The sequence below is a fragment of the Streptomyces sp. NBC_00154 genome (assembly GCF_026342835.1).
Taxonomy (GTDB): domain Bacteria; phylum Actinomycetota; class Actinomycetes; order Streptomycetales; family Streptomycetaceae; genus Streptomyces.
In genome coordinates, this window is sequence record NZ_JAPEMI010000001.1 from 1,061,148 (window position 1) to 1,085,312 (window position 24,165).

Consider the following 24,165-nt stretch of genomic DNA (forward strand, 5'->3'; position numbering starts at 1 on the left):
AATCTCCGGTCCGGCCGCCGCGGCGACCCGTCGATAGTGGCATGGCCCCGCTGGGCCCGTCACCCGGGTTTACCCCTGTCCGGTGGGCTGTGTGCTGTGCCAGTCCGGGTGCCCCGGCATCGGCGGGGTCTTCGCCCGGTACAGCCAGCCGTCGAAGAACGCGGTCAGGTCGCGCCCGGCAATCTGCGACGCCAGCCGGACGAAGTCCTTCGTGGTCGCGGTGGAATCGCGATGGGTCCTGACCCAACTGCGTTCCAGCTGGTCGAAGGCGGGCTCGCCGATCTCCTGGCGCAGCGCGTAGAGGACCAGTGCGCTGCCGTCGTACACGGCCGGCCGGAAGATGCTGATCTTCTCGCCGGGCGACGGGGCGACGGGGCGGGCGGGCGGGCCTCCGGCGGCGCGCCAGCTGTCGGACCTGGTGTACGCGTCGCGCATCCGGCGTTCCAGCGACCGCTTGGCGTGTTCCGCGGCATAGCGGGCCTCGTACCAGCTGGCGTGTCCTTCATTGAGCCAGAGATCGGACCAGGCCTGCGGGGAGACGCTGTTGCCGAACCACTGGTGCGCCAGCTCATGCACCATGATCGAGTCGACATACCACTCGGGGTAGATGCCGGTGGTGAACACGGACCGTTCGAAGAGCGTGAGCGTCTGGGTCTCCAGCTCGAAGCCGGTCTTCGTGTCGGCGACCAGCAGTCCGTACGTCTCGAAGGGGTAGCGGCCGACCTGCCGCTCCATCCACTCCAGCTGCCCCGGCGTCTTCTTCAGCCACCGTTCGAGGTCCTTGGCATCGGCGGCCGGCACCACGTCGCGAACCGGCAGCCCGTGGGGGCCGGTCCGCTCAAGGACGGTGGAGCGCCCGATGGAGACCTGGGCCAGCTCGGTGGCCATGGGGTGTGCGGTCCGGTACGTCCAGGTGGTCGAGGAGCCCTGCCGGACCTTGCCTGCGGGCAGGCCGTTGGCGACCACCGTCAGTTCCTCGGGCGCGGTGACCCGGAAGGTGAAGTACGCCTTGTCGGCCGGATGGTCGTTGCTGGGGAAGACCCGGTGCGCGGCGTCGGCCTGGTTGGCCATCGCGAGGCCGTCGGAGGTGCGCAGCCAGCCGCCGCTGTTCTGGTCGCCGCTCGGGTCGCTGGTGTGCCGGACGGTGATGTGCAGCGGCACTCCGGCCGGAAGCCTGCCGGGGGCCTCGACGACCAGGTCCTCGTCCGCAGCGGCGAAGTCGGCCCGCAGGCCGTTGATGTCGACCGAACGGACAGAGCCGCGGGCGAAGTCGAGGTTGATCCGGTCGAGCGGTTCAGTGGTCCGCGCGTCGATCGTGGTGACGGCGTCCAGTGGCTTGTTGTTGCCGTGATAGGTGAACCCGATGTCGTACGAGAGGACGTCGTAGCCCGGGTTGCCGAGGTGAGGGAAGAGCGAGTCTCCGATGCCGAGCGGCACGGGTGCGGGCAGGGTGGCGGCAACGAGGGTGGCCGAGGCAGTGGCAAGCAGGGCGGCCCGCAGGCGGCGGGGGATGAACGGCATGGACTACGGCTATCAGCGACGACCGCCGGGTCCGGGTGCGGCGCGCGCCGCGCCACTCGAACGAGGGGCCGGTGCGGCAGCCGGGCGCTGCGAGGCGGTGGCTCAGACGGCGGCGGCCGGGTGTTGGGCACGGCTCACGTCGTACACCCCCGGCACGTCGCGCATCGCGCGCATCAGCGCGGGCAGTCCGGCGGCGTCCGGGAGCTGGAGGGTGTAGGTGTGCCGGACGCGCTGCTCGCTGGGTGGTTCGACGGTGGCGGCGATGATCGCGGCGTCCGCTGCCGCGATGGCCTCGGTGAGATCGGCGAGCAGCCGCGGGCGTCCGAAGGACTCGGCGACGAGAGTGACCCGGCAGGCCGCCGCATCGCCCCAGCCGACCGCGACGGGCGTCCGGCCGGCGGCCTGCATCCGGGCCACCGCGGGACACTCCTGCCGGTGCACGGTGACGGCTCCGCCGCGCACGGTGAATCCGGTGACGGCGTCGGGCGGTACGGGTGTGCAGCAGCCCGCGAGACGTACGGTGGCGTCCGGCCGGCCCACGACGACGGTCGCCGCACGGTCGGCGGACCGGTCGCTTCCGGAAGATGCCGGAGCCATCGGCTGCGGTTCGGGCCTGCGGCCTGCGGGCCGGCTGCCGTAGGAACCCTGGGGGTCCTGCGGGTGGGCGCCGAGCCAGCCGGTGATCGCGATGCGTGCGGCAGGCGTACGGGCGTGGTCGAGCCAGTCGGGTGAGGGACCGGACGTCGCGTCCTCGGCCAGCAGCAGCTGCACGGTGTCGCCGTCGCTGAGCACGGTGGAGAGCCTGGCGAGCCGGCCGTTGACCCGCGCTCCGATGCAGCTGTGCGCCTCGTCGCCGTACTGCGCGTAGGCGGCGTCGACGCAACTGGCCCCGGCGGGGAGGCCGAGGGTGCCGCCGTCGGTGCGGAAAACCGTGATCTCGCGGTCCTCGGCGAGGTCGGCGCGGAGTGTGGTCCAGAAGGTGTCCGGGTCGGGGGCGGACTGCTGCCATGCGAGGAGTCGGGAGAGCCAGCCGGGCCGGGTCGGGTCGGCGCGCTCGCCGTCCGCGGGTTCGGCCGTCTGCGGCGCGGAGGTGCTGTCCGCGGTGTACGGGTTGCCGAGCGCGATCACGCCCGCTTCGGCGACCTTGTGCATCCGATGCGTACGGATGAGGACTTCGGCGACCGCGCCGCCCGGGCCGACGACAGCGGTGTGCAGCGACTGGTACAGGTTGAACTTGGGGGCCGCGATGAAGTCCTTGAACTCCGAGATCACCGGGGTGAAACAGGTGTGGAGCTCGCCGAGGACGCCGTAGCAGTCGGCGTCCTCGCCGACCAGCACCAGCAGGCGGCCGAAGTCGGTGCCGCGCAGTTCGCCGCGTTTGATCCGGACGCGGTGCACGGAGACGTAATGGCGTGGCCTGATGAGAACTTCGGCGGGAATGCCGGCGTCCCGCAGTACGGCTCTGACGTTCTCGGCGATGGTGGAGAGAGGGTCGTCGGTGGCGGTGTCGCCCGCTTCACCCGAGGCGGCCGACCCTGGTGACGCTGCGGCGATCAGTGCCCGGGTGTGTTCGTACTCCTCGGGGTGGAGGATCGCGAAGACAAGGTCCTCGAGCTCGGTCTTGAGTGCCTGTACCCCGAGCCGTTCGGCGAGCGGGATCAGCACGTCGCGGGTGACCTTGGCGATCCTCGCCTGTTTCTCGGGGCGCATCACCCCGAGGGTGCGCATATTGTGCAACCGGTCGGCCAGCTTGATCGACATCACACGGACGTCGTCCCCGGTGGCGACGAGCATCTTGCGGAACGTCTCGGGCTCGGCCGCCGCACCGTAGTCGACCTTTTCGAGTTTGGTGACGCCGTCGACGAGGTAGCAGACCTCTTCGCCGAACTGCTCCCGCACCTGATCGAGGGTTACCTCGGTGTCCTCGACGGTGTCATGGAGGAGGGACGCGGTGAGCGTCGTCGTCTCGGCACCGAGTTCGGCGAGGATCAGCGTGACCGCGAGCGGGTGCGTGATGTATGGCTCACCGCTCTTGCGCATCTGCCCCCGGTGGGAGGACTCTGCCAGGACGTAGGCCTTGTGCAGAACAGTCAGGTCGGCGTCCGGATGATGGGCCCGGTGGGCCTCGGCGACATGGCCGATCGCATCGGGCAGCCGGTCGCGGGAGACGGGTCCGAGCAGGGCGACCCGGCCGAGCCTGCGAAGATCGATTCGGGGACGGCCTCGTCTGCGGACGGGAGCACCTGGGTCGGTGGCCTCTGCGCTCATGGGGGCACCTCCGGCAAACGTCGACCGGCGGTGGGGAGGTGCGGACGCGCCTCCGGGCCGGTGCTTGATGCTACCGACCCCACCACGTGGCGGAGTCCGGCTCTCGCTCAGCGTGAAACGGATCACCCATTCGAGCGAAGCTTTAGCCGGTCACCGTTTCGAGCCAGGCCGGATCGATCATGCCTTCGGCGACGATGACAGCGGCCCCGGTCATCTCGATCTCGCCGTCCGGCTGCTCGGTGATCACCAGGGTGCCGCCGGGCAGATCGACCGTGTAGGTGACCGGAGTGCCCGTCTGTGTGGGGTCGACGCCGTCCCTGCGGGCAGCGGCGACGGCCACCGCGCAGGCGCCGGTGCCGCAGGAGCGGGTCTCGCCGGAACCGCGCTCGTGAACCCTCATCGCGACGTGGCGCGGTCCGCGGTCCACGACGAACTCGATGTTGACGCCGTCGGGGTAGACGGCGGCGGGGGTGAACGGCGGCACGGAGCGCAGCTCACCGGCGTGCGCCAGGTCGTCGACGAAGGCGACCGCGTGGGGGTTGCCCATATTGACGTTCCGGGCGTCCCAGCTGCGGCCGTCCACCGTGACGGTGACGCCCGCGCCGGGGAGCAGGGCGCGCCCCATGGAGACCGTGATGTCGCCGCCCTTGGCGATGTGCACGTTCTTCACGCCGCCCCGGGTCGCGACCGCGAGGTCGCCCTCCTCGACGAGCCCGGCGCGTTGCAGATAGTGGGCGAAGACCCGTACACCGTTGCCGCACATCTCGGCGACGGAGCCGTCGGCATTGCGGTAGTCCATGAACCACTCGGCCTCGCCCGCCATGGCTCGCGCCTCGGGGTGCGCGGCAGACCGCACGACGTGCAGCAGCCCGTCACCTCCGATACCGGCCCGGCGGTCGCAGAGCCGGGCGACGACGGATGCGGGCAGGTCGACGGCGTTGTCCGGGTCGGGAACGATCACGAAGTCGTTCTCGGTGCCGTGGCCCTTGAGGAAGGCGATCTGCGAGGTGCTCACAGGGCAACTGTACGAGGCCGCACCGACAGCGGGCGCAGGCGGGCCGCGCAGTCACGGGCAGGACGGAGGCAGGACGGCAGTGGCAAGAAGGGCCGGCAGGTGAGGCGGCCGCCCCGGGAGCCGCGTCAGCGCAGTCGGGCCACGCGCCACACGGCCAGTGCCACCAGCACCCCGCACACGGCCACGTACAGCGCGATCACGCGCCAGTCGGGGCGCTCACCCATGCCCCTGGCGGGCAGGCCCGGCCAGGTGTGCCCGACCCGGCGGGCGGCCATCATGCCCCAGCCGGCGGCGCAGCAGCTGATCAGCAGTCCCAGCATGGCGACGACCGCACCGCCGTCGCCGAACTCGAAGGCGAGCGGGAAGGCGAACATCAGCGAGCCGACCGCCGCGAGCATGACGATCGGGGCGAGCTGCCAGATCCGCAGACGGCGCGCGGGCCGCAGCTCGACCTCCACCTCGGGGGTCACCTCGAGCTCGTCGGGCCCGTCAGGGCTCAGACGTCCCGCCTCGTGCTGCGTGTCCGGTGCGTCTTGTTCTGTGTCGCGAGGGCCGGCCTCCATCGCCACGCGCCCTCCCAACTCGGACTCCACTGGTCGATCGATGCTCGATGATGGCACGCTCCCGGTCACCGAAATGACGGGCAGGGCTTCCCGATGCCATCACGTGATCAGGCTGTAACCGCTCGTTCGACCAACGCCAGCGCCTCCTGCGGGAGTTCCCGGCGGTGGTCGGCGGCACCATTCAGCCACTGGACACGCGGGTCGCGGCGGAACCAGGAGTCCTGACGGCGCGCGAAGCGTTTGGTGGCGCGTACCGTCTCGGCGCGCGCCTCGTCCTCGGTGCACTCCTGCGCCAGCGCGGCAAGCACCTGCTGATAGCCGAGCGCGCGGGAGGCGGTTCGCCCTTCGCGCAGCCCCTGCGCGTCCAGGGCGCGCACCTCGTCCACGAGCCCGGCCTCCCACATCCGGTCGACCCGGAGGGTGATGCGTTCGTCGAGTTCCGGCCGGGCCACGTCGACCCCGATCTGAACGGCGTCGTAGACCGCTTCGCCACCCGGAAGATTGGCGGTGAAGGGCTTGCCGGTGATCTCGATGACTTCGAGGGCGCGGACGATGCGCCGCCCGTTGCTCGGCAGGATGGCGCGGCCCGCCTCGGGGTCCGCGGCGGCGAGCCGGTCGTGCAGCGCACCGGAGCCGTGCTCCGCCAGTTCCTGCTCCAGCCCGGCGCGTACGCCGGGGTCCGTACCGGGGAACTCCAGGGCGTCGATGGCGCCCTTCACGTACAACCCGGAGCCGCCGACCAGGACGGGGGTGCGGCCCTCGGCGAGCAGCCGGTCGATCTCGAGGCGGGCCAGTCGCTGGTACTCGGCGACGCTGGCGGTCTCGGTGACGTCCCAGATGTCCAGCAGCCGGTGGGGTACGGATCCGCGCTCGGCGAGCGTCAGCTTGGCCGTGCCGATATCCATCCCCCGGTAGAGCTGCATGGAGTCGGCGTTGACCACTTCGCCACCGAGCTGCTGGGCAAGAAATACCCCCAGATCGGACTTTCCGGCTGCGGTGGGACCGACGACGGCAATGACCCGCGGTGCGGGAGATGGACTTCTCACCGCCCCAGTCTCGCAAACCTCCGGACCCCTTCCTGAATCAGCTACGTGCCGGCTTTCCGAGCCGGCTACGTGACGGCGCGAAGCCGGAGTCGTTCGCCCCCGACGCGCACACGAGCCGCGAGTGGCGCAACGAGGTTCCCGGTCGGCGCGGGATTTCGCCCGCACGGGTAAAATATTGAGCAGATATGGGCGTTATTTCACAGTTCCGTCGGTCGTCCTCCAGAACCGACGAGCGGAGTGGATGCCCGCACTCGGTCCCCCAGCAGAGAAGGTGTCCGATGGGCCTCATGGACAGTCTGAAGGCCAAGCTCAGCCCGGCAAGAGACAAGGTCGGCGATTTCGCGCAGCAGCATGGGGACAAGATCGACCAAGGACTCGACAAGGCTGCTCGGACGGTCGATCAAAAGACCAAGGGCAAGTACACCGACAAGATCGAGTCCGGCACACGAAAGGCCAAAGGTGCGGTCGAACGGCTGTCCCACAAGAGTGAGGGCGGTATGCCGCCCGCTCCCTGACCTCGACACCCTTACGTCAGACGTCCGTGGAGCTGCATCGCTTCACGGGCGTCGGGCACGCAACACCGGCTCCGGGTGACGCGCTCTCAGAACCAGGTGGCGACCATGTATCCCACACCGTACGGGGCGTCCTCGTAGAGCAGCCGACCGCTCAGGCCGGCCCCCTCCGCGGCGCCCGCCAGCACCTGCCAGGGCGCCCGGCCCGCCACCTTCAGTTCGTACGCCAGCGACTCGTCCAGCGCGTTCAGCGTGGCGAGATCCGCGGCGCCGAGAGCCCTGGACGCTTCCGTGTCGAACGACACGGCGCGCTCGTCCAGGTAGCCGGGCGCCTTGAGCGTGCGGCAGGCGCTGCCGTCGCCCATGACCAGCAGAGCCACCCGGCCTGCCCTGGCCGCCAGCTCCCGTCCGGCGTTCGCGCAGCGCTCGGCTTCGAGCGTCTCCTCCACCCCGAGACCCTCGACCGGGGCGTCGGCCCAGTCCGCACGGGCAAGCAGCCACGCACCGACGGCGAGGGACGGTGGAAGCGGACGCTCCGCCGAAGCGCCGGAGTCTCCCCCGATCCCCAGCCGTACATCGAGGTCGACGCCGAACCCCTTGAAGGAGCCCTGGCTCCCCTCGGGATGCGGACCGCGCCCGTCGACATCCGCGGGCCCGATCACGATCAGCAGGTCGGGGCGGGCCGCGGCGAGCACGCCCAGGGCGTCGATGCAGGCGGTCCTCGCGGCGTCGAGCTCGGACGCGGCACCAGCGGCGACCTCGGGTACCAGCAGGGGCGGACAGGGGCAGACTGCTGCGGCGACAAGCATGCTGCGCAGCGTACTGCGTCGACTGTTTCCCCTGGTCATACGGCCTGAGGATTCCTGCCGCCCTGCGGACTACCGTCGCCCGCGAGCTCCTGCAGCCCGCGGGTCACCGCCTTCTGCTGCCGGTCAGTCGCACCCGCAGCCGGGAGCCGACGCGGCCGGCAGCGGCGCCGGGGCGCCGATGCCGGGCAGGCCCAGCATCACCCCGGCCGGCTTGGCGGCCTCGGTGGCGTTGCGCTTCTCCCACGCGTCCCCGGAACGGGTGCGCCGTACGCTCAGCGGCGCACCCTCGGCGAGCAGGTGGTGCGGAGCGGCGTAGGTGACCTCGACGGTCACCACATCGCCCGGCCGCACGTCCTCGTCCGGCTTGGTGAAGTGGACCAGACGGTTGTCGGGAGCGCGGCCGGAGAGCCGGTGGGTGGCGCCGTCCTTGCGGCCCTCGCCCTCCGCGACCATGACCTCCAGGGTCCGGCCGACCTGCTTCTTGTTCTCGTCCCAGGAGATCTCCTCCTGGAGGGCGGACAGGCGCATGTACCGCTCCTGGACGACCTCCTTCGGGATCTGCCCCTCCATCTCGGCGGCCGGGGTTCCGGGTCGCTTGGAGTACTGGAAGGTGAAGGCGTTCGCGAAGCGCGCCTGGCGGACCGCGTGCATGGTCTGCTCGAAGTCCTCCTCGGTCTCGCCGGGGAAGCCCACGATGATGTCGGTGGAGATGGCGGCGTCCGGCATCGCGGCGCGCACCTTCTCGATGATGCCGAGGAACCGCTCCTGTCGGTACGAGCGGCGCATCGCCTTCAGGATCGTGTCCGAGCCCGACTGCATCGGCATGTGCAGCTGCGGCATCACATTCGGTGTCTCGGCCATCGCCGCGATCACGTCGTCCGTGAAGTCGCGGGGGTGCGGCGAGGTGAAGCGGACCCGCTCCAGTCCCTCGATCTTCCCGCAGGCCCGCAGCAGCTTGGAGAAGGCCTCGCGGTCCCCGATGTCGGAGCCGTACGCATTCACGTTCTGTCCGAGCAGGGTGATCTCGGAGACACCCTCGGCGACCAGCGCCTCGATCTCGGCCAGGATGTCACCGGTCCGGCGGTCCTTCTCCTTGCCGCGCAGCGCCGGGACGATGCAGAAGGTGCAGGTGTTGTTACAGCCGACGGAGATGGAGACCCACGCGGCGTAGGCGGACTCGCGGCGGGTGGGGAGGGTGGAGGGGAACGCCTCCAGGGACTCGGCGATCTCGATCTGCGCCTCCTCCTGGATACGGGCGCGCTCCAGGAGCACCGGCAGCTTGCCGATGTTGTGCGTGCCGAAGACGACGTCGACCCACGGGGCCCGCTGGACGATCGTGTCGCGGTCCTTCTGCGCGAGACAGCCGCCGACCGCGATCTGCATCCCGGGCCGCTTCGTCTTCATCGGGGCGAGCCGGCCGAGATTGCCGTAGAGCTTGTTGTCGGCGTTCTCCCGCACCGCGCAGGTGTTGAAGACAACGACATCGGCGTCACCGTCGGCGCCCTCGGGCGCACGTACGTAGCCAGCGCCCTCCAGCAGCCCCGACAGCCGCTCGGAGTCGTGGACGTTCATCTGGCACCCGTAGGTGCGCACCTCGTACGTTTTCAAACCCTCTACCTCGCTCATCTCGTCCACCAGGGTACGAGGTCGCACGGCCCTCCCGCCGCCCCCTTCCACAGGCCCGGCTCTGGCCATCGCGCTCAGTGACCTGGCAGGATCGCGCCATGCTCGATGCACTGTCCCGTACCGGCCGGCGGCGAGCCCTCCAGGGGGGCGCCGCGACTGTCGTCGTTCTCGGGCTGCTGCTGTGGTGGGTGCTGCCTCTCGGGGAGCCCACCCCGAGCGGGTCACTGACCTTCAGCACCGGGGTGCGCAGCGGGGTCTACCAACGCTACGGCGAGCGGCTCAAGGGAGCGCTCGCCACGGACATGCCAGAGGTGTCGATACGCCTGCAGACCTCGGAGGGCTCCCAGCAGAACATCGAGCGGGTGGCCACGGGGAAGGCCGACTTCACCATCGCCACGGCCGACGCCCTGGCCACGTATCTGCGGGACGACAAGCCCGGTGCCAAACGACTGCGCGGCTGCGTGCGGCTGTACGACGACTACATCCAACTGGTCGTGCCCCGGGACTCCGACGTGGAGCAGGTCTCGGATCTCATGGGCAAGCAGGTCGGGGTGGGGCAGCCGGGTTCGGGCGTGCGGCTGGTCGCCGACCGTCTGATGACGGCTGCGGGCCTTGATCCGACACATGACATCACTCCGGTTCCGGCCGGTATCGACACGATGCCGAAGCGGCTGGAGAACGGCCTTCTCGACGCGTTCTTCTGGTCCGGCGGGCTGCCGACCACCGCGGTGCAGGAGTTGTCGGACCGGTTCTCGATCAGGCTGGTGCCCTTGGAGGACCCGCTGATCAAGCAACTTCAGGCCGGAGGCGGGTCGACCCGCTACTACCGCTCGGCCGTGATGCCAGCCGACGCCTATCGCAACGCGCAGCAGGGGCAGGCCGTGCCGACGGTGGCGGTCGCCAATGTGGTGGTCACCACAGACCGTACGGATGACGCGATGACCGAGGCGTTCACCCGGACCGTGATCGACAGCCGGGACCGCATCGGGCGCGAGGTACACGCGGCGCAGCTGGTGGACCTGCGGACGGCGATCTACACGAATCCGCTGCAGCTGCACGACGGGGCGAGGCGCTACTACCGCTCGGTCAAACCCTGACACAGGGGAGGTGACGTCCCGCGCGCACCTCCGCCCGGTCGAGAGCCACTCGGTACGGAGGTGGCGCCCTCGTAACCCCCCGCGCTCTCCGCTCGGCCGCACGAAGGCGGGCCCCGCGCCGGTACCGCGCGCGTCGTCAGCCGTGCGGGCCGTTGCGCGGAACCGTCACCGTCACCCGCAGTCCGTGGGGCTCGTGCGGTGCGTACGTGAGGGAGCCGCCGCCCGCAGCGAGCAGGGCGCGCGAGATGGAGAGCCCGAGGCCGGATCCCCGCACGTTCTGATGCCGGGTGCTGCGCCAGAAACGGTCACCGATCCGCTCCAGTTCCTGGTCGGTCAGGCCCGGTCCGCGGTCGGCGACGACCACCGTGACGTCCTCCCGGCCGGAGGCGACCGTCACACGGACCTCCTCACCGGCTGGGGTGAACTTGCACGCGTTGTCGATGACGGCGTCGAGGGCGCTCGACAGCGCGATGGGGTCCGCCCAGGCGGTCACGGCGGATGCCCCGTCCGCTGTCAGTCGTACACCGTTCTCCTCCGCGAACGGACGCCACGAGGCGACCCGTTCGGCGGTGAGCGCGCCGATGTCCGTGAGCTGGAGATCAGCCGCGGCGTGCTCGGCCAGCGCCAGGTCCAACAGGTCGTCCAGAACCTGGCCCAGCCGCTTGCCCTCCGTACGGACGGAGGCGATCTCCTCGTTCCCTTCAGGAAGTTCGAGCGCGAGGAGCTCGATGCGCAGCAGTAGCGCGGCGAGGGGGTTGCGCAGCTGGTGGGAGGCGTCGGCGACGAAGGCGCGCTGCTGCTCCAGCACTTCTTCGACGTTGTCCGCCATCTCGTTGAACGACCGGGCCAGGCGCCTGAGTTCCGGCGGTCCTCCGGAGGCCACCACCCGGGATCTCATCCGGCCGCTGGCGATGTCGTGCGCCGCCGCGTCCAGGGTCTGCACGGGCAGCAGGACCCAGCCGGTGAGCCGGATCGCGGCACCGACGGCCACCAGCATCGCGACCACTTCGCCGATCGCGATCAGCAGCCAGCCACGTATCGTCCGGGAGCGCATTTCGCTGGTGGGCGAGTCGAGAACCACGACGGCGACCACATCGCCGTCCCGCACGACGGGCGAGGCGACGACGACCCGGCCGCGCTGCCAGGGCCAGACCTGTGGCGGATCGTGGCTGCGGCGCCCGAGGAGCGCCTCGCTGAACGCCTCGCGCCCCTCCCCCTCGACCGGGAGCCGCCAGGTTGCCGGAGCCACCGCCATGGCGCTGCCGTCGCGATAGAAGACGCCGGCCCGGATCCCGTACACCGAGTCGTACGTCTCGAGTTCGTCCTGGAGCGTGCGACGCCGTTCATCGGTGCCGCTCGTCTGTTCCGCGACGAACTGGGCCAGCGCGGCGAAGCGTGCCGTGTCGTCGATGCGATCGATCACGACGCGCTGCTGCTGAGCGGCGGCCACGCTGACGGCCAGCGGGAAGCCGAGGGCGAGCAGCACGCCCGCCATGAGGACGATGAGCAGGGGAAGGAGACGGTTACGCACCTGGGACGTACGCCCTTACGCGGACGGGGCGACGAGCCGGTAGCCGACCCCGCGCACGGTCTCGATCAGTGCGGGCAGCCGCAGTTTGGAACGCAGGGACGCGACATGCACTTCGAGCGTACGGCCCGTTCCCTCCCAGCTGGTGCGCCACACCTCGCTGATGATCTGCTCGCGGCGGAACACCACACCCGGTCGCTGGGCGAGCAGCGCGAGCAGATCGAACTCCTTGCGGGTGAGCTGGACTTCGGTGCCGTCGACGCTGACCCGGCGGGTCGGGAGCTCGATGTGGACATGGCCGAGCTGCAGGGCGGCGACGGGCGTCGGCACCGGGTCCTCGCCGGCCGACTTGCGCCTGCTGACCGCGTGGATGCGGGCGAGCAGTTCGCCGGTGTCGTACGGCTTGACAACGTAGTCGTCCGCTCCGAGGTTGAGGCCGTGGATCCGCGACCGGACATCGGCCCGCGCGGTGACCATGATCACCGGCGTGGAGGTGCGTTTGCGGATCTTCCCGCACACCTCGTAGCCGTCCTGGTCGGGCAGTCCGAGGTCGAGGAGCACGACCCCGAAGGGTTCCTTGTCCGCGGGCAGAAGGGCCTTCAGGGCCTCCTCGCCACTGCGCGCGTGCACGACCTGAAAGCCGTGCCTGGCGAGCACCGCGGACAGGGCGGCCGCCACATGGTTGTCGTCCTCGACGAGCAGGAGTCTCATGGCCCCCCTTCCTCTCCGCGATGCGGTCTCTCTCCCGCGGCGCTGTCTTCAAGCGCTTCCGTGCGCTTGTCCATACTTCCCGGTACTTCCCCGTACCGGGGTGTTTCACGTCATGGTCTATCAGGGCATCCACGCCGATGACCGGTACGTCAGTCAAGAGCCCGCCCATTACATCGAGGTTTCCGTTATGCACCCGGTACGCCCCAGCCACCTCTTCCACCGTCCCGTTCACGCGGTGTGTCCGGTTGCCGCCGGATCGTTATGCTCAATTTCCGCTCAGATGTAATGACGGTGGTCGCACTGCGTCATTAGGGTCCTTCCCAACCGAGGAGGACGGAGCAAGAAGCCGATGAGCGGAGTTTCAGTGACCAAGGCCGCCGAGGATGCCGTACCTGCGGCGAACGACCTTGTCGTACTGAGCAACGTCAACAAGCACTTCGGCGCGCTGCATGTGCTCCAGGACATCGACCTGACCATCGCCCGGGGCGAGGTCGTGGTCGTCATCGGGCCTTCCGGGTCCGGGAAGTCCACACTGTGCCGCACGATCAACCGCTTGGAGACGATCGACTCGGGCGCGATCTCTATCGACGGCAAGCCGCTGCCCCAGGAGGGCAAGGAGCTGGCCAGGCTGCGTGCCGATGTCGGCATGGTGTTCCAGTCGTTCAATCTCTTCGCGCACAAGACGGTGCTCGAGAACGTGATGCTGGGGCAGCTCAAGGTCCGCAAGGCGGACAAGAAGGCTGCCGAGGACAAGGCTCGTTCACTGCTCGACCGGGTGGGCGTGGCGACGCAGGCCGACAAGTACCCCGCCCAGCTCTCCGGCGGCCAGCAGCAACGGGTGGCCATCGCACGGGCGTTGGCGATGAACCCCAAGGTCATGCTCTTCGACGAGCCGACCTCCGCCCTCGACCCGGAGATGATCAACGAGGTGCTGGAGGTCATGCAGCAGCTCGCCCGGGACGGCATGACCATGGTCGTCGTCACCCACGAAATGGGCTTCGCACGCTCGGCGGCCAATCGTGTCGTCTTCATGGCGGACGGGAAGATCGTCGAAGAGGCAACGCCCGACCAGTTCTTCAGCAACCCGCGCAGTGACCGTGCCAAGGACTTCCTTTCGAAGATCCTTCACCACTGATTTCCGGATCAGCTGTTCACTCACATCGCGTCAACTCTAGGGAAGTTCACCATGCAGCTTCGTAAGGTCACCGCCGCATCGGCCACCGTGCTCGCGCTCGCTCTCACCGCCACCGCCTGTGGCTCCTCCGACGACGAGGGCGGCGACTCGGCGGGCGGCAAGAAGATCACGATCGGCATCAAGATCGACCAGCCCGGTATCGGTCTGAAGACGCCCGACGGCAAGTTCACCGGTTTCGACGTCGATGTCGCCACGTACATCGCCAAGGAACTCGGTTACGACGCCAAGGACATCACCTTCAAGGAGACCAAGAGCGCCGACCGCGAGACGGCGATCGAGCGCGGTGATGTCAAGTTCATCGCCGCCTCCTACTCGATCAACGACGAGCGTCTGCAGAAGGTCGACTTCGCGGGCCCGTACCTGCTGGCGCACCAGGACATCCTCGTCCGTGCCGACGACAACTCGATCAAGTCCACGGGCGACCTGAACAGCAAGAAGCTGTGTTCGGTCACCGGCTCGACCTCGGCGCAGAACGTCAAGGAGAAGCTGGCGCCCAAGGCCCAGCTGCAGGAGTACGGCGGCTACTCCGAGTGCCTCACCGGCCTGGAGAACAAGGCCGTCGACGCACTGACCACCGACGACAGCATCCTGGCCGGTTTCGCCTCGCAGAAGGACTTCCAGGGGAAGTTCAAGCTGGCCGGCTTCCAGATGAGCAACGAGAACTACGGCATCGGCCTGAAGAAGGGCGACGCCGACCTCAAGAAGAAGATCAACGACGCGCTCACCAAGATGGTCTCGGACGGTTCCTGGGACAAGGCGGTGAAGGCCAACTTCGGTCCGGCGAACTACAAGAACGAGCCCGCCCCGAAGATCGGCAACATCGTCAAGTGAAGCAGGGCTGACCCGGCGCGCCGTCCATGAACGGCGGCGCGCCATGCCCTCCTACACGCGGAAGCGCGGGAGATCGTGTTCGACTTTCTTGAAGGTTACGACCTGCTGGGGGCTTTCTGGGTGACGGTGCAGCTCACCGTCTACTCCGCCCTCGGCTCCCTCATATGGGGAACGCTGCTGGCCGGCATGAAGGTCAGCCCGGTCCCCCTGATGCGCGGTTTCGCCACCGCCTACGTGAACGTCGTCCGGAACATTCCTCTGACCGTCATCATCGTCTTCTCGTCCCTGGGTCTCTTCCAGACGCTCAACATCAGCCTCGGAGCGAGCGACTTCAAGGACATCAACTTCCGGCTCGCGGTCCTCGCGCTGATCGCATACACCTCGGCCTTCGTCTGTGAGGCGCTGCGTTCGGGCATCAACACCGTGCCGGTCGGCCAGGCGGAGGCGGCGCGTGCGCTCGGACTCAGCTTCACGCAGGTACTGCGCCTGATCGTCCTCCCGCAGGCCTTCCGCTCGGTCGTCAACCCGCTGGCCAATGTGCTGATCGCGCTGACGAAGAACACCACGGTCGCCGCCGCGATCGGCGTGGCCGAAGCCGCATACCTGATGAAGGGCATGATCGAGGCCGAGGCGCAGCTGATCCTGATCGCTGCCGTCTTCGCGTTCGGCTTCATCGTTCTGACCCTCCCGACCGGCCTGATTCTCGGCTGGGTGAGCAAGAAGGTGGCGGTGAAGCGATGACTTCCGTCCTCTACGACGCCCAGGGGCCGCGCGCCAAGCAGCGCAACATCCTGTACACGGTCCTGTTCGTGATCGTCGCCGCCGCCGTCTTGTGGTGGGTGTACGACAGCCTGGCCTCCAAGCACCAGCTCGACTGGATCAAGTGGAAGCCGTTCTTCACCAGCTCCCTGCCCTGGGGGACGTACATCTGGCCAGGCCTCCAGAACACGCTCAAGGCGGCGTTCTTCGCCCTCATCATCGCCTTGCCGCTCGGCGCCCTGTTCGGGATCGGCAGGCTCTCGGACCACCGGTGGGTGCGGATGCCGGCCGGCGTCGTCGTGGAATTCTTCCGCGCCATCCCGGTGCTGATCCTGATGATCACCGCGAACGCGGCGTACTCCGAGTACACGACCATCAGCAGCGAATCCCGCCCCCTGTACGCCGTGGTCACTGGTCTCGTGCTCTACAACGCCTCGGTGCTCGCCGAGATCGTACGGGCCGGAATCCAGTCCCTTCCCAACGGACAGACGGACGCGGCCAAGGCGATCGGTATGCGCAAGGGCCAGACCATGCTCTACGTGCTGCTGCCGCAGTCCGTGACGGCCATGCTGCCCGCGATCGTCAGCCAGCTCGTCGTCATCGTGAAGGACACCGCCCTCGGTGGCGCGGTGCTGACCTTCCCCGAGCTGCTGGCGTCGGTCCGCCCCATGAGTGCGAACTACGGCGCGAACACCATCGCGTGCTTCACGGTCGTCGCTCTGATCTACATCGTGGTGAACTTCGCGCTCACCTCGTTCGCGAGCTGGCTGGAAGGCCGGCTGCGGCGCAGGAAGAAGAGCACGGGTGCCGTGGTCGGTGCCGGACTCGCCGGAGGTCTGGAGACCATCGGTCCGCCGACGCTCATCGTCGATGACGGACACGCCGCCTGACGGTCCGTCGACAATCCCCCTGCAGGGGCGCCGGTGCATGCACCGGCGCCCCTCGCCGCGTTCCGGTGTCACTTGACGCAAGCACCGGCAGTGGGTTGCATACGTTCTGTGATCGCCGACCGAACGCTCGCTTCCACATCCGCCACCACCCTTACGACCGCACGGGCCCAGGGAGTCGCGCCGTGGACCCGGTGATCGTCGTCGGTGCCGGGCCTGTCGGCCTGGTGCTGTCGCTCGCCCTCGCCGCGCAGGGCGTCCCTTGCGTACTTCTCGACGAGGATGCGGGGAAGGACGAGACGCGTCCCGCCCGGACGGTGGTGCTGCGTGAGGACACCGCAGCGCTGGTGGAACGGCTCGGGTGCACGACGCTCCGGGACGAGGGCGTCCGGTGGTCCGGCTGGCGGTCCATGCGGCGCAAGCAGCTGGTGAGCGAACTGCCGCTCGGCGAGGACGCCCCGTACGGTGATCGGCTGCCGGCCCCGGTCCATCTGCCGCAGCATGCACTGATGCGCGGACTGCGGGACGCGATCGCCCGGCAGGAACTGGTGCAGATGGCACCGTTCAGCCGGATCGACACACTGGAGCAGGACCCGGCCGGTGTCACGGTACACACCAGGGAGCCCGACTCGACGTGGTGGCGTGGGAGTTATCTGGTCGGCTGCGACGGCGCCAGGTCAACCGTGCGCAAGCTCCTGGACATCAGGTTCTCGGGGCGTACGGCGGTGGAGCGGCATGCCGTCGCCGCGCTGCGCACCGAGCTGCCCTGGCCCGGCCAGGCCGTGCTGCACCGGCTGCCGCCGTGGCGCAGCGGCGGCGCAGAGGTGACCGCCCGGCCGCTGCCGGACGGCGCGTGGCGGCTGGACTGGCTGCTTCCGCCGCGCGGCGAGCTCGTCACGCCCGACGCCCTGATCACCCGGGTGCGGGACACCCTCGCCGGCTGGTGCGGCGGAGAGACCCCGCCGTACGAACTGCTGGACACGGGCGTGTACACGCTGCATCACCGGCTGGCCCGGCGCTGGCGCGTCCGGCGGGCCTTCCTCGCCGGGGACGCCGCACATCTGCTGGGCGCCCTGGGTACACAGGGGCTCGACGAGGGGCTGCGGGACGCCGAGAACCTGGCCTGGAAGCTGGCACAGGCCTGGCATCACGGCGCCTCGGACGTGCTGCTCGACAGCTACCAGGCGGAGCGCCGGGCCGCAGTCGCCTCGCGGCTGCGCGCCGCGGACCAGTCGTTGCCGATACTGCGTGGTGGCGGAGGTCTGCGGACGTTGGTTCCGGGGAGCGCACGCGGGCACGATTCGCTGCTCGCCGACGGTCATCTGGGCTGCGGCCCGCTCGGTGCGCCCCCCTCGTACACGCACTCCCCCCTTGCGCCTCCACGCGCCGAGGCGCACACAACGGTCGGCACGCCCCCCGGTGCGCCGGTTGCCGATGTGCGGGTGACGGCGCCCGACGGCACGACCGTACGGCTGCGCGAGCGGCTGGGGCAGGGGCATCTGCTGGTGGTGCTGGTCGCTCCGGGGACCGGGGTGTGGGACCGGCGGCACTGGCTGATGGCAGGCGTGATGCCCCGGCTGGTCGAGGCGGTCGACGCCTTGCCGGTGAGGGGCGAGCTCCTGGTGACCGAGGCTTACCCGGGGGCATCGGCCCACACTGTGCTGCTGGTCCGCCCGGACGGGCACCTGGTGGCGTCGTTCTGCGGGGTCCGGCCGAGGGAACTTTTCGCGGCGGCGGACGCTGCGCGCGGCGGTGAGCCACGTGCGTCCGTACGCGCCGACCAGACCGCAGACATCAATTGACCCCCGCAGCCAGCACGTGTTCTACTCCGAAACGTGACCGACACTGATGTGCGCCTGTGGCGGAGGGTCCATATGGACCTCGTCCGCTATGCGGGCTGCGTGTGTCGTCCGTCCTGCTGAATCGCCTCTTCCTGCTGTGGCGCGCGCTCTGTCGTACGCCGGGCATCACACGCGAACTCTCAGGACGGTCCCTGTGTCTGCCTCTCCTTCGCCCTCCCTGCGCACGCCTGTCTCCGGTGCCGGACCCGGCCCGACAGCCGCGGAACTGCTCGAATTCGTCCGCCGCACTGCGGCGGACACCGCTCTCATCGCCGCGCTCCCCCTCGATCCCGAAGGCCGTACCTGGATCCGGCTCGACGGGCCCGGTGGCAGTGAGGCCTGGCTGATCGGCTGGCCGCCGGGCACCGGCACCGGCTGGCACGACCATGCCGACTCGCTCGGCGCCTTCAGCACGGCGGCCGGCACCCTGAAGGAGCAGTCGCTCGCGGTGCGGCTGCCCACCGACGGCTGGAAGACGCTTGAGCTGGCCGAAGGCGTCGATCGGTCCCGGCAGCTGTCGACCGGTCAGGGCAGGGCGTTCGGCCGGCACCATGTGCACGAGGTGCTGAACGAGTCCGATACCGAACACGCCGTCTCGGTCCATGCGTACTATCCGCCGCTGCCGCGGATCCGGCGCTACAGCCGCACGGGCGCGGTACTCCGTCTTGAGCACGTCGAGCACCCGGAGGACTGGCAGTGAGCGGCGCCCTGAACAGCGGTACGGAGCGGGTGGGAATCGACGAGTTGCTGGAGCGGGTCCGGGCCGGGTTCGACCGGATCGGTCCGCACGAGGCGGCGGCCGCCGCCGCGGACGGGGCCCTGGTGGTGGATATCCGCTATGCGGCGCTCCGCGACCGGGACGGACTGATTCCGGGGGCGCTGGTCGTCGAGCGCAATGAGCTGGAGTGGCGGCTGGACCCGCAGGGCAGCCATCGCGCACCGGAGGCGGTCAGCCATGACCTGCAGGTGGTGGTGGTGTGCAACGAGGGCTACGCGTCGAGTCTCGCGGTCGCATCCCTGCAGCAGTTGGGGCTGCACCGGGCGACCGATCTGATCGGCGGGTTCCAGGCGTGGCGGGCGGCGGGGCTGCCGGTCCGAGCCTGACCCGAGGCGGGTGACGCCTGACAGGTGACAGTTGCGGCCGGTGCCCGCTCGGGGCACCGGCCGCACTGCACCTCCGGCGTGTCACTGCTGGGAAGCAGCCACCTCCACCGGGCGGGCCTTCAGTGCCACCCGGCCGGGGAGCGCGGAGGCAACCAGCACCAGCAGCGCGGCTGCGCCCACCACCGTCGCGTACACCACCGGCATGACGGTGGGCGCCGCGCCGCCGGTCATGCCGATGCTGAAGGCGGTGAGTACGGCGAGTGCGATGCCGGTGCCGAGGACGGCGGCGATCAGCAGGACCGACAGGGCCTCGATACGGAGCATCCGCAGGACCTGGCGCCGGGTGGCACCGGCCAGGCGGAGCATGGCGAACTCCTTGATCCGTTCGGACACCGACATGGCAAGGGTGTTGACGACCGCGATCGCGGTGAAGGCCAGGATCAGACCCATGGCGAGATAGTTGACCTCGGCGTTCTCCTGCTGCCGGTCCGCCTGGAGCCGGTCGGCAGTGGCTGGGGCGAGCACGGCGATGCCGGGGAACTTCTTCAGCGCTGCAGCGAGTCGGTCGCGGTCGCTGTCCCCGGCGACCAGGACCGTGGCAGCGAGGGGGTTGTCCATATGACGGGCGACCAGGTCGTGGGGCAGGGTCAGGTCGCCGAAGCCCAGGCCGCGGGCGTAGACGGCGGCGACGGTGAGGGTGGCGGGCGTCCCGTCGCCGAGGTGCAGTTTCAGTGTGCTGCCGGGGTGCAGTCCCAGCCGTTCTGCGGCGAGTTCACTGACTGCGGCGGCGCCGGGATCCGCCGCGAAGTCCGCGAGCGAACCGCCGGTCACCTCAGGATCCCAGGTGCGGCTCAGACCGGCCTGCGTGACGCCCTGGGCCTGGTACTTGTCGAGTCCGACCCGGACGGTGGTCCGTACGACCTCGGTGGCGGCCGTGACGCCCTGGGTCGTGCGGACTGTCTCAGTGGCGACGGACGGGATTCCGGGGCCCTGCGCGGCCAGGACCCAGGTGGCACGGGTACCTTCTCGGGCCTGGGTGCGGGCGGCACCGCCGAGGGTCGGCTGGACGAAGAGAACCGTGCAGGTCATCCCGATGAGCAGGGTGAGCGGGGTGACGACGGCGGCCATCCGGGTTGAGTTTCCGCGGATATTCGCGGTGGCGAGAGTGCCGCCGAAACCAGCCAGTCGGAGCGGTCCCGCGAGCAGCGCCGACGCCATCCTGATGAGGAGCGGGCCGAGCAGCGACACTGCCGTGGCCAGCACCACGACGGCCAGGAAGGTGACGGGGGTCGAGGCCGCCTCGGTATGGAGACCGCTGAGTACGGCGACGAGGGCTCCGCCGCCCGCGAGCAGCACCAGACCTGCGGCGATCCGGCCCCGGGCCGGCCGGTCGCGCTCGACCGCGGACTCGGCCATGGCTTCGGCGGGGCGGATACGGGCGATCCGGCGGCCGGAGAACCTGGCAGCTGCCCAGGCTCCGAGGAGGGTGACGGCGGCGAAGGCCGGGAAGATGCCCGCGGTGCGTTCCAGGTTCGCGGGGATCGCCCCCATGTCGATGAATCGGCTGTGCAGCCAGGTGGCGAGCGGCAGTCCGGCCAGCGAGCCCAGTACACCGGCCGCCGCTCCGACGATCAGCGCCTCACGGCCGAGGAGACGGCGTATCTGGCGCGATGTGGCGGCGATGGCGCGCAGCAGTGCCAGTTCTCGGTGGCGCTGCTGGATGGAGAGCGCAAAGGTGCCTACGACCACGAGGATCGCGACGAGGAGTGAGGTACCGCCCATCGCGCCACCCATCGAAACGAGCTTGGTACGGGCGCCCGCGGCGTCCAGGAACTCGACCGGACCGCGGTCGTCACCCGTGGCCACCTGTGCGGTGGTGCCCTTGAGTGCTCGCTCAACACGCCGCTTCAGCTCGGCGAGGTCCGTGCCGGGCGCGGGCAGCACGCCGAGGGCGGTGACCTGGCCGGGGCGGGCGGCGAGCCGCTCGGCCTCGGCGGCGAAGAAGAACAGGGAGGTCTGCTGCTGGAGCTCACCGCTGTCGGCCGGGGCCGCGATGCCGCTGATGCGGTACGGCCGGGGAGCACCGGTGGACTGCACAGTGAGCCGGTCCCCTGGCTTCAGGCCGGCCCGCTCGGCGAACCCTCGGTCGATCACGATGTCGTCTGCGGCGGCGGGAGCTCGGCCTGTGGTGAGCGTGAACGGGGTGAGGGAGGCAGACGCCCAGGAGTGTCCGTACGAAGGCCGGTCAACGGGCTCGGCAAGGAAGGTCAGCTCGGGAATCACCTTGCGTACGCCTGCCAGGGGCCGGATCCGGTCGGCGGTGGCCGCGGGGAGCCAGGCGCGCTCGGCGACGGGCTTCGCCTTGTGCTTGGCCTTCGTCTCTCCGTTGCCCTTGTGCTTGACGGTGGTCCGGTGGACGTTCTGGTCGGCGGAGACGACGAGCGGAGCCGCGGCATAGCGCTCGGTGGCGATCCGTCCGCGCAGTCCGGTCTCCAGCAGGGTGCCGCAGGCGGTGATGAGGGCGGCGGCGCACATCAGCGCCAGCAGGGCGCCCAGAAACCCGCCCTTGCGGTCCCGGATCGTCCGCAGGGCATAGCGCAGCATCATGATGCGTCCGTCTCTCTTCTGTTGTCGTCCGCGTCGTCGTTCGCAGGGGACTGGAGCGGGGCCGGGATGGCAAGCAGCCGGGTGTGGACCGTGCGGGCGCCCGGCGGGATGTCGGCGTCGGGCCGCTTGTAGCGGTTCATGAGGGCGATGAACTCCTCGAAGAACGCGCGGAGTTCGGGGAGCGTGAGCCGGATGGAACCCCGCGAGTACGGGAACGCATCGGCCCACTCGCCCAGTTCGCCACCCGACTCGCCACTGTCGCGCTGGAGCCGCTCGAATAGGGCGAGGTCGGCGGCGTATGCATGGCGATTCAGCTCGTCCATGACGAGCCGCACCTCGGGGCTCTGGCGGGAACGGGGAGGGAAGCGCCGGTCGCCGGGAACGGCCCGCCACCACCTCGCCCGCCGACCGCCCGGTTCCTCGGCCGCGGCGTCCTCCACGAAGCCGTACCTGGCGAGCTCACGCAGGTGATAGCTGGTGGCCCCGGTGTTCAGCGCCAGGGCGCGGGCAAGGATCGCGGATGTCGCCGGGCCGTGCAGGGTGAGGTGCTGAAGGATCTGCTGGCGTCGCGGCTGAGCGAGGGCCTTGAGAGCGGCCAGCTCTGTGATTTCGGTACCGCCGGGCTTCTCTGCCATGCGTCACACACTGCTCTGTGCACAGATGCCTGTGCACTGGAGCATGCCCGCGTCTTCGTGCGGGGGCTATCCCCCTCTCGGCGGCTCCCATGTCCCCCGAATCCACCCCGACACACCCGAACGCCTCACCCCAGTGGAGCAAATTCATCATAAGGCGGACATTTGCCCCAATACCTAGGACCGACATGACGGAGCCGTCGCACCGATGCCGACCACCACCCTCACCCCCGACCAGCTCGACCGCCAGGCCGCACGCCTCCACGACACGGAGGCCTGGCAGCAGATCGTCGCGGGCTGGGACATCACCACCCCCGAACCCGTGCGTCCCATCTCACCCGACAGCGCGCCGCACCCCCCGGACCGGCATCCGGCCGACTGGCGCCATCTGCTGTCCGTGCCGGTCGACCAGCTGATCGCCGACTCGATGCGCGCCCTGCCCCCGGCCCCGCCGCGCGAGCGCCCACTCCCCGGACGACTCGGCGCGATCCTCCCGGACCGGCTCCACACCTGGCGCCGCCTCGGGCAGCCCGAACTGCGGCCTTCCACCCACCTCGCCTACGCACGGCAGATCCTGACCGAGTGGGGCTGGCAGAACACCCCGTACCGACTGCGGAACGCCCGCGGCGCCCGCTGCATCTGCGGCGCCCTCCTCACCGCGCACCGCCTGGGCTACGGCTCCCTCGACACCGTGGACCGGGCCGGCGCCTGGCTCATCGCCGAACTCCGCTCGCAGGGCTGGACCGACCTCATCGGCCCCTGGAACCGCCGCCCCGGCCGCACCGCATCGGATGCCCTGGCCCTGCTGGACGCCACCATCCGCCGCGCCTCGTGCGCCGGACACTGACTCCTACGCGACACCCACCGCGCGCAACGGCCCGCCTCCCGCGCCCGGCTTCGCTCCCCCCGCCGCGCGCCCCCGATGCGCCCACCGTCAGAACGGCTCTTCGAGACCTTCCGTGTCCTCGCCCTCTTCCTCGAGTGCCTGACGCACCACGCGCAGGGCCATCCCCTCCCCGTACCCCTTGCGCGCGAGCATGCCCGCCAGGCGGCGCAGACGCCTGTCGCGGTCCAGGCCTCGGGTGGAGCGCAGCTTGCGCGAGACGAGCTCCCGGGCGGTCTCTTCCTCCTGCTCGGAGTCGAGCTGCCCGATCGCCTCGTCGATCACCGCCGAGTCCACCCCCTTGGTGCGCAGTTCCCGCACAAGAGCACGGCGGGCCAGGCCCCGGCCGTGGTGCCGGGATTCCACCCAGGCATCCGCGAACGCCGCGTCGTCGATCAGCCCGACGTCCTCGAAGCGCGACAGCACCTCTTCGGCTGCCTCATCCGGGATCTCCCGCTTGCGCAGTGCGTCCGCGAGTTGCTTGCGGGTGCGCGGGGTCCCGGTGAGCAAACGCAGACAGATGTTGCGCGCCTGCTCGACCGGGTCTCGCGGCTCCCCCTTCTCGGCCCTCGACGAGGAAGGGGAGCCGCTGCTCCTGGAGCGGGAGCGGGCCCGACGGCCCGCGCCCTCGCCGAACCCTCCGCCCGAGCCGGTGCCGTAATCGGGACCGGCGCCGGGGTCGGGGGCGGGCTCGGCGTCGCTGCCCGGCCACTCCGTACGACGTGTCACG

General features: G+C 69.9%; 23 protein-coding genes. 11 read left to right on the forward strand and 12 right to left on the reverse strand.

The genetic code is table 11. The features are described 5' to 3' along the window. Window positions 1-69 precede the first annotated feature (69 nt). From OHA03_RS04665 to miaA, 5 genes are all read right to left on the reverse strand, one after another. Window positions 70-1,521, reverse strand: coding sequence for a M1 family metallopeptidase (locus OHA03_RS04665; RefSeq protein ID WP_267001011.1), 1,452 nt, complete (start codon window positions 1,519-1,521; stop codon window positions 70-72). Between the two features lie 102 nt (window positions 1,522-1,623). Then, window positions 1,624-3,789, reverse strand: a complete 2,166-nt coding sequence (locus OHA03_RS04670) for a bifunctional (p)ppGpp synthetase/guanosine-3',5'-bis(diphosphate) 3'-pyrophosphohydrolase (RefSeq protein ID WP_267001013.1) — start codon at window positions 3,787-3,789, stop codon at window positions 1,624-1,626. A 142-nt stretch (window positions 3,790-3,931) separates the two neighbouring features. Further along, a complete protein-coding gene (dapF, locus tag OHA03_RS04675; RefSeq protein WP_267001015.1) occupies window positions 3,932-4,804 on the reverse strand; it encodes a diaminopimelate epimerase in 873 nt (290 codons plus the stop codon). A gap of 125 nt (window positions 4,805-4,929) precedes the next feature. Beyond that, window positions 4,930-5,367 (reverse strand): hypothetical protein, encoded by a 438-nt coding sequence (locus OHA03_RS04680; RefSeq protein ID WP_093777337.1) that lies wholly within the window; start codon window positions 5,365-5,367, stop codon window positions 4,930-4,932. Window positions 5,368-5,474: 107 nt separating this feature from the next. Further along, window positions 5,475-6,413 (reverse strand): tRNA (adenosine(37)-N6)-dimethylallyltransferase MiaA, encoded by a 939-nt coding sequence (gene miaA, locus OHA03_RS04685; protein ID WP_267001017.1) that lies wholly within the window; start codon window positions 6,411-6,413, stop codon window positions 5,475-5,477. A 278-nt stretch (window positions 6,414-6,691) separates the two neighbouring features. On the opposite strand from miaA, the gene OHA03_RS04690 reads away from it, so the two are divergent. Continuing rightward, complete coding sequence (locus tag OHA03_RS04690; RefSeq protein WP_323181149.1) at window positions 6,692-6,928, forward strand: antitoxin; 237 nt, start codon at window positions 6,692-6,694, stop codon at window positions 6,926-6,928. Between the two features lie 86 nt (window positions 6,929-7,014). Here the strand turns inward: OHA03_RS04690 and OHA03_RS04695 are convergent, their stop codons facing one another. Both OHA03_RS04695 and miaB read right to left on the reverse strand, forming a co-directional pair. Next, a complete protein-coding gene (locus OHA03_RS04695; protein WP_267001021.1) occupies window positions 7,015-7,734 on the reverse strand; it encodes a class III extradiol dioxygenase subunit B-like domain-containing protein in 720 nt (239 codons plus the stop codon). A 123-nt stretch (window positions 7,735-7,857) separates the two neighbouring features. Beyond that, complete coding sequence (miaB, locus tag OHA03_RS04700; RefSeq protein ID WP_267001023.1) at window positions 7,858-9,360, reverse strand: tRNA (N6-isopentenyl adenosine(37)-C2)-methylthiotransferase MiaB; 1,503 nt, start codon at window positions 9,358-9,360, stop codon at window positions 7,858-7,860. Window positions 9,361-9,458: 98 nt separating this feature from the next. Here miaB and OHA03_RS04705 point away from each other — a divergent pair, with 98 nt between their 5' ends. Beyond that, the gene (locus tag OHA03_RS04705) at window positions 9,459-10,457 is read left to right on the forward strand and encodes a TAXI family TRAP transporter solute-binding subunit (protein ID WP_267001025.1); all 999 of its coding nucleotides are present in this window, start codon (window positions 9,459-9,461) and stop codon (window positions 10,455-10,457) included. A 136-nt stretch (window positions 10,458-10,593) separates the two neighbouring features. Here the strand turns inward: OHA03_RS04705 and OHA03_RS04710 are convergent, their stop codons facing one another. Both OHA03_RS04710 and OHA03_RS04715 read right to left on the reverse strand, forming a co-directional pair. Continuing rightward, window positions 10,594-11,988 (reverse strand): HAMP domain-containing sensor histidine kinase, encoded by a 1,395-nt coding sequence (locus tag OHA03_RS04710; RefSeq protein WP_267001027.1) that lies wholly within the window; start codon window positions 11,986-11,988, stop codon window positions 10,594-10,596. 15 nt (window positions 11,989-12,003) lie between these two features. After that, window positions 12,004-12,696: a response regulator transcription factor gene (locus OHA03_RS04715; protein WP_267001029.1), complete on the reverse strand. Its 693-nt coding sequence runs from the start codon at window positions 12,694-12,696 to the stop codon at window positions 12,004-12,006. Between the two features lie 349 nt (window positions 12,697-13,045). Here OHA03_RS04715 and OHA03_RS04720 point away from each other — a divergent pair, with 349 nt between their 5' ends. The 8 genes from OHA03_RS04720 to OHA03_RS04750 all read left to right on the forward strand — a co-directional run bounded on the left by OHA03_RS04720 (window position 13,046) and on the right by OHA03_RS04750 (window position 19,313). After that, window positions 13,046-13,831: an amino acid ABC transporter ATP-binding protein gene (locus OHA03_RS04720; protein ID WP_267001031.1), complete on the forward strand. Its 786-nt coding sequence runs from the start codon at window positions 13,046-13,048 to the stop codon at window positions 13,829-13,831. 51 nt (window positions 13,832-13,882) lie between these two features. Continuing rightward, window positions 13,883-14,722: a glutamate ABC transporter substrate-binding protein gene (locus OHA03_RS04725; RefSeq protein WP_267001033.1), complete on the forward strand. Its 840-nt coding sequence runs from the start codon at window positions 13,883-13,885 to the stop codon at window positions 14,720-14,722. Window positions 14,723-14,797: 75 nt separating this feature from the next. After that, the gene (locus OHA03_RS04730; protein WP_267001035.1) at window positions 14,798-15,463 is read left to right on the forward strand and encodes an amino acid ABC transporter permease; all 666 of its coding nucleotides are present in this window, start codon (window positions 14,798-14,800) and stop codon (window positions 15,461-15,463) included. Continuing rightward, complete coding sequence (locus tag OHA03_RS04735; RefSeq protein ID WP_267001037.1) at window positions 15,460-16,371, forward strand: amino acid ABC transporter permease; 912 nt, start codon at window positions 15,460-15,462, stop codon at window positions 16,369-16,371. Before OHA03_RS04730 ends, OHA03_RS04735 begins: the two co-directional genes overlap by 4 nt. A gap of 182 nt (window positions 16,372-16,553) precedes the next feature. Beyond that, window positions 16,554-18,170: an FAD-dependent monooxygenase gene (locus tag OHA03_RS04740; protein WP_267001039.1), complete on the forward strand. Its 1,617-nt coding sequence runs from the start codon at window positions 16,554-16,556 to the stop codon at window positions 18,168-18,170. A 72-nt stretch (window positions 18,171-18,242) separates the two neighbouring features. Then, on the forward strand, window positions 18,243-18,290 hold the full coding sequence (locus OHA03_RS47780) for a hypothetical protein (RefSeq protein ID WP_309506048.1): 48 nt from the start codon (window positions 18,243-18,245) through the stop codon (window positions 18,288-18,290). 73 nt (window positions 18,291-18,363) lie between these two features. Further along, a complete protein-coding gene (locus OHA03_RS04745) occupies window positions 18,364-18,909 on the forward strand; it encodes a cysteine dioxygenase (RefSeq protein WP_267001041.1) in 546 nt (181 codons plus the stop codon). Next, entirely contained in the window at window positions 18,906-19,313 is a 408-nt protein-coding gene (locus OHA03_RS04750) for a rhodanese-like domain-containing protein (protein ID WP_267001043.1), read from the forward strand. Before OHA03_RS04745 ends, OHA03_RS04750 begins: the two co-directional genes overlap by 4 nt. An 81-nt stretch (window positions 19,314-19,394) precedes the next feature. Here OHA03_RS04750 and OHA03_RS04755 read toward each other — a convergent pair whose 3' ends face one another. Next, window positions 19,395-21,920: an FtsX-like permease family protein gene (locus OHA03_RS04755; RefSeq protein WP_267001045.1), complete on the reverse strand. Its 2,526-nt coding sequence runs from the start codon at window positions 21,918-21,920 to the stop codon at window positions 19,395-19,397. Continuing rightward, window positions 21,917-22,555 (reverse strand): helix-turn-helix domain-containing protein, encoded by a 639-nt coding sequence (locus tag OHA03_RS04760; protein ID WP_267001047.1) that lies wholly within the window; start codon window positions 22,553-22,555, stop codon window positions 21,917-21,919. Before OHA03_RS04760 ends, OHA03_RS04755 begins: the two co-directional genes overlap by 4 nt. A gap of 205 nt (window positions 22,556-22,760) precedes the next feature. Here OHA03_RS04760 and OHA03_RS04765 point away from each other — a divergent pair, with 205 nt between their 5' ends. Next, complete coding sequence (locus tag OHA03_RS04765) at window positions 22,761-23,399, forward strand: hypothetical protein (protein WP_267001049.1); 639 nt, start codon at window positions 22,761-22,763, stop codon at window positions 23,397-23,399. Window positions 23,400-23,486: 87 nt separating this feature from the next. On the opposite strand, the gene recX is transcribed toward OHA03_RS04765, so the two are convergent. Then, entirely contained in the window at window positions 23,487-24,164 is a 678-nt protein-coding gene (recX, locus tag OHA03_RS04770; RefSeq protein WP_267001051.1) for a recombination regulator RecX, read from the reverse strand. Between the last annotated feature and the right edge of the window lies 1 nt (window position 24,165).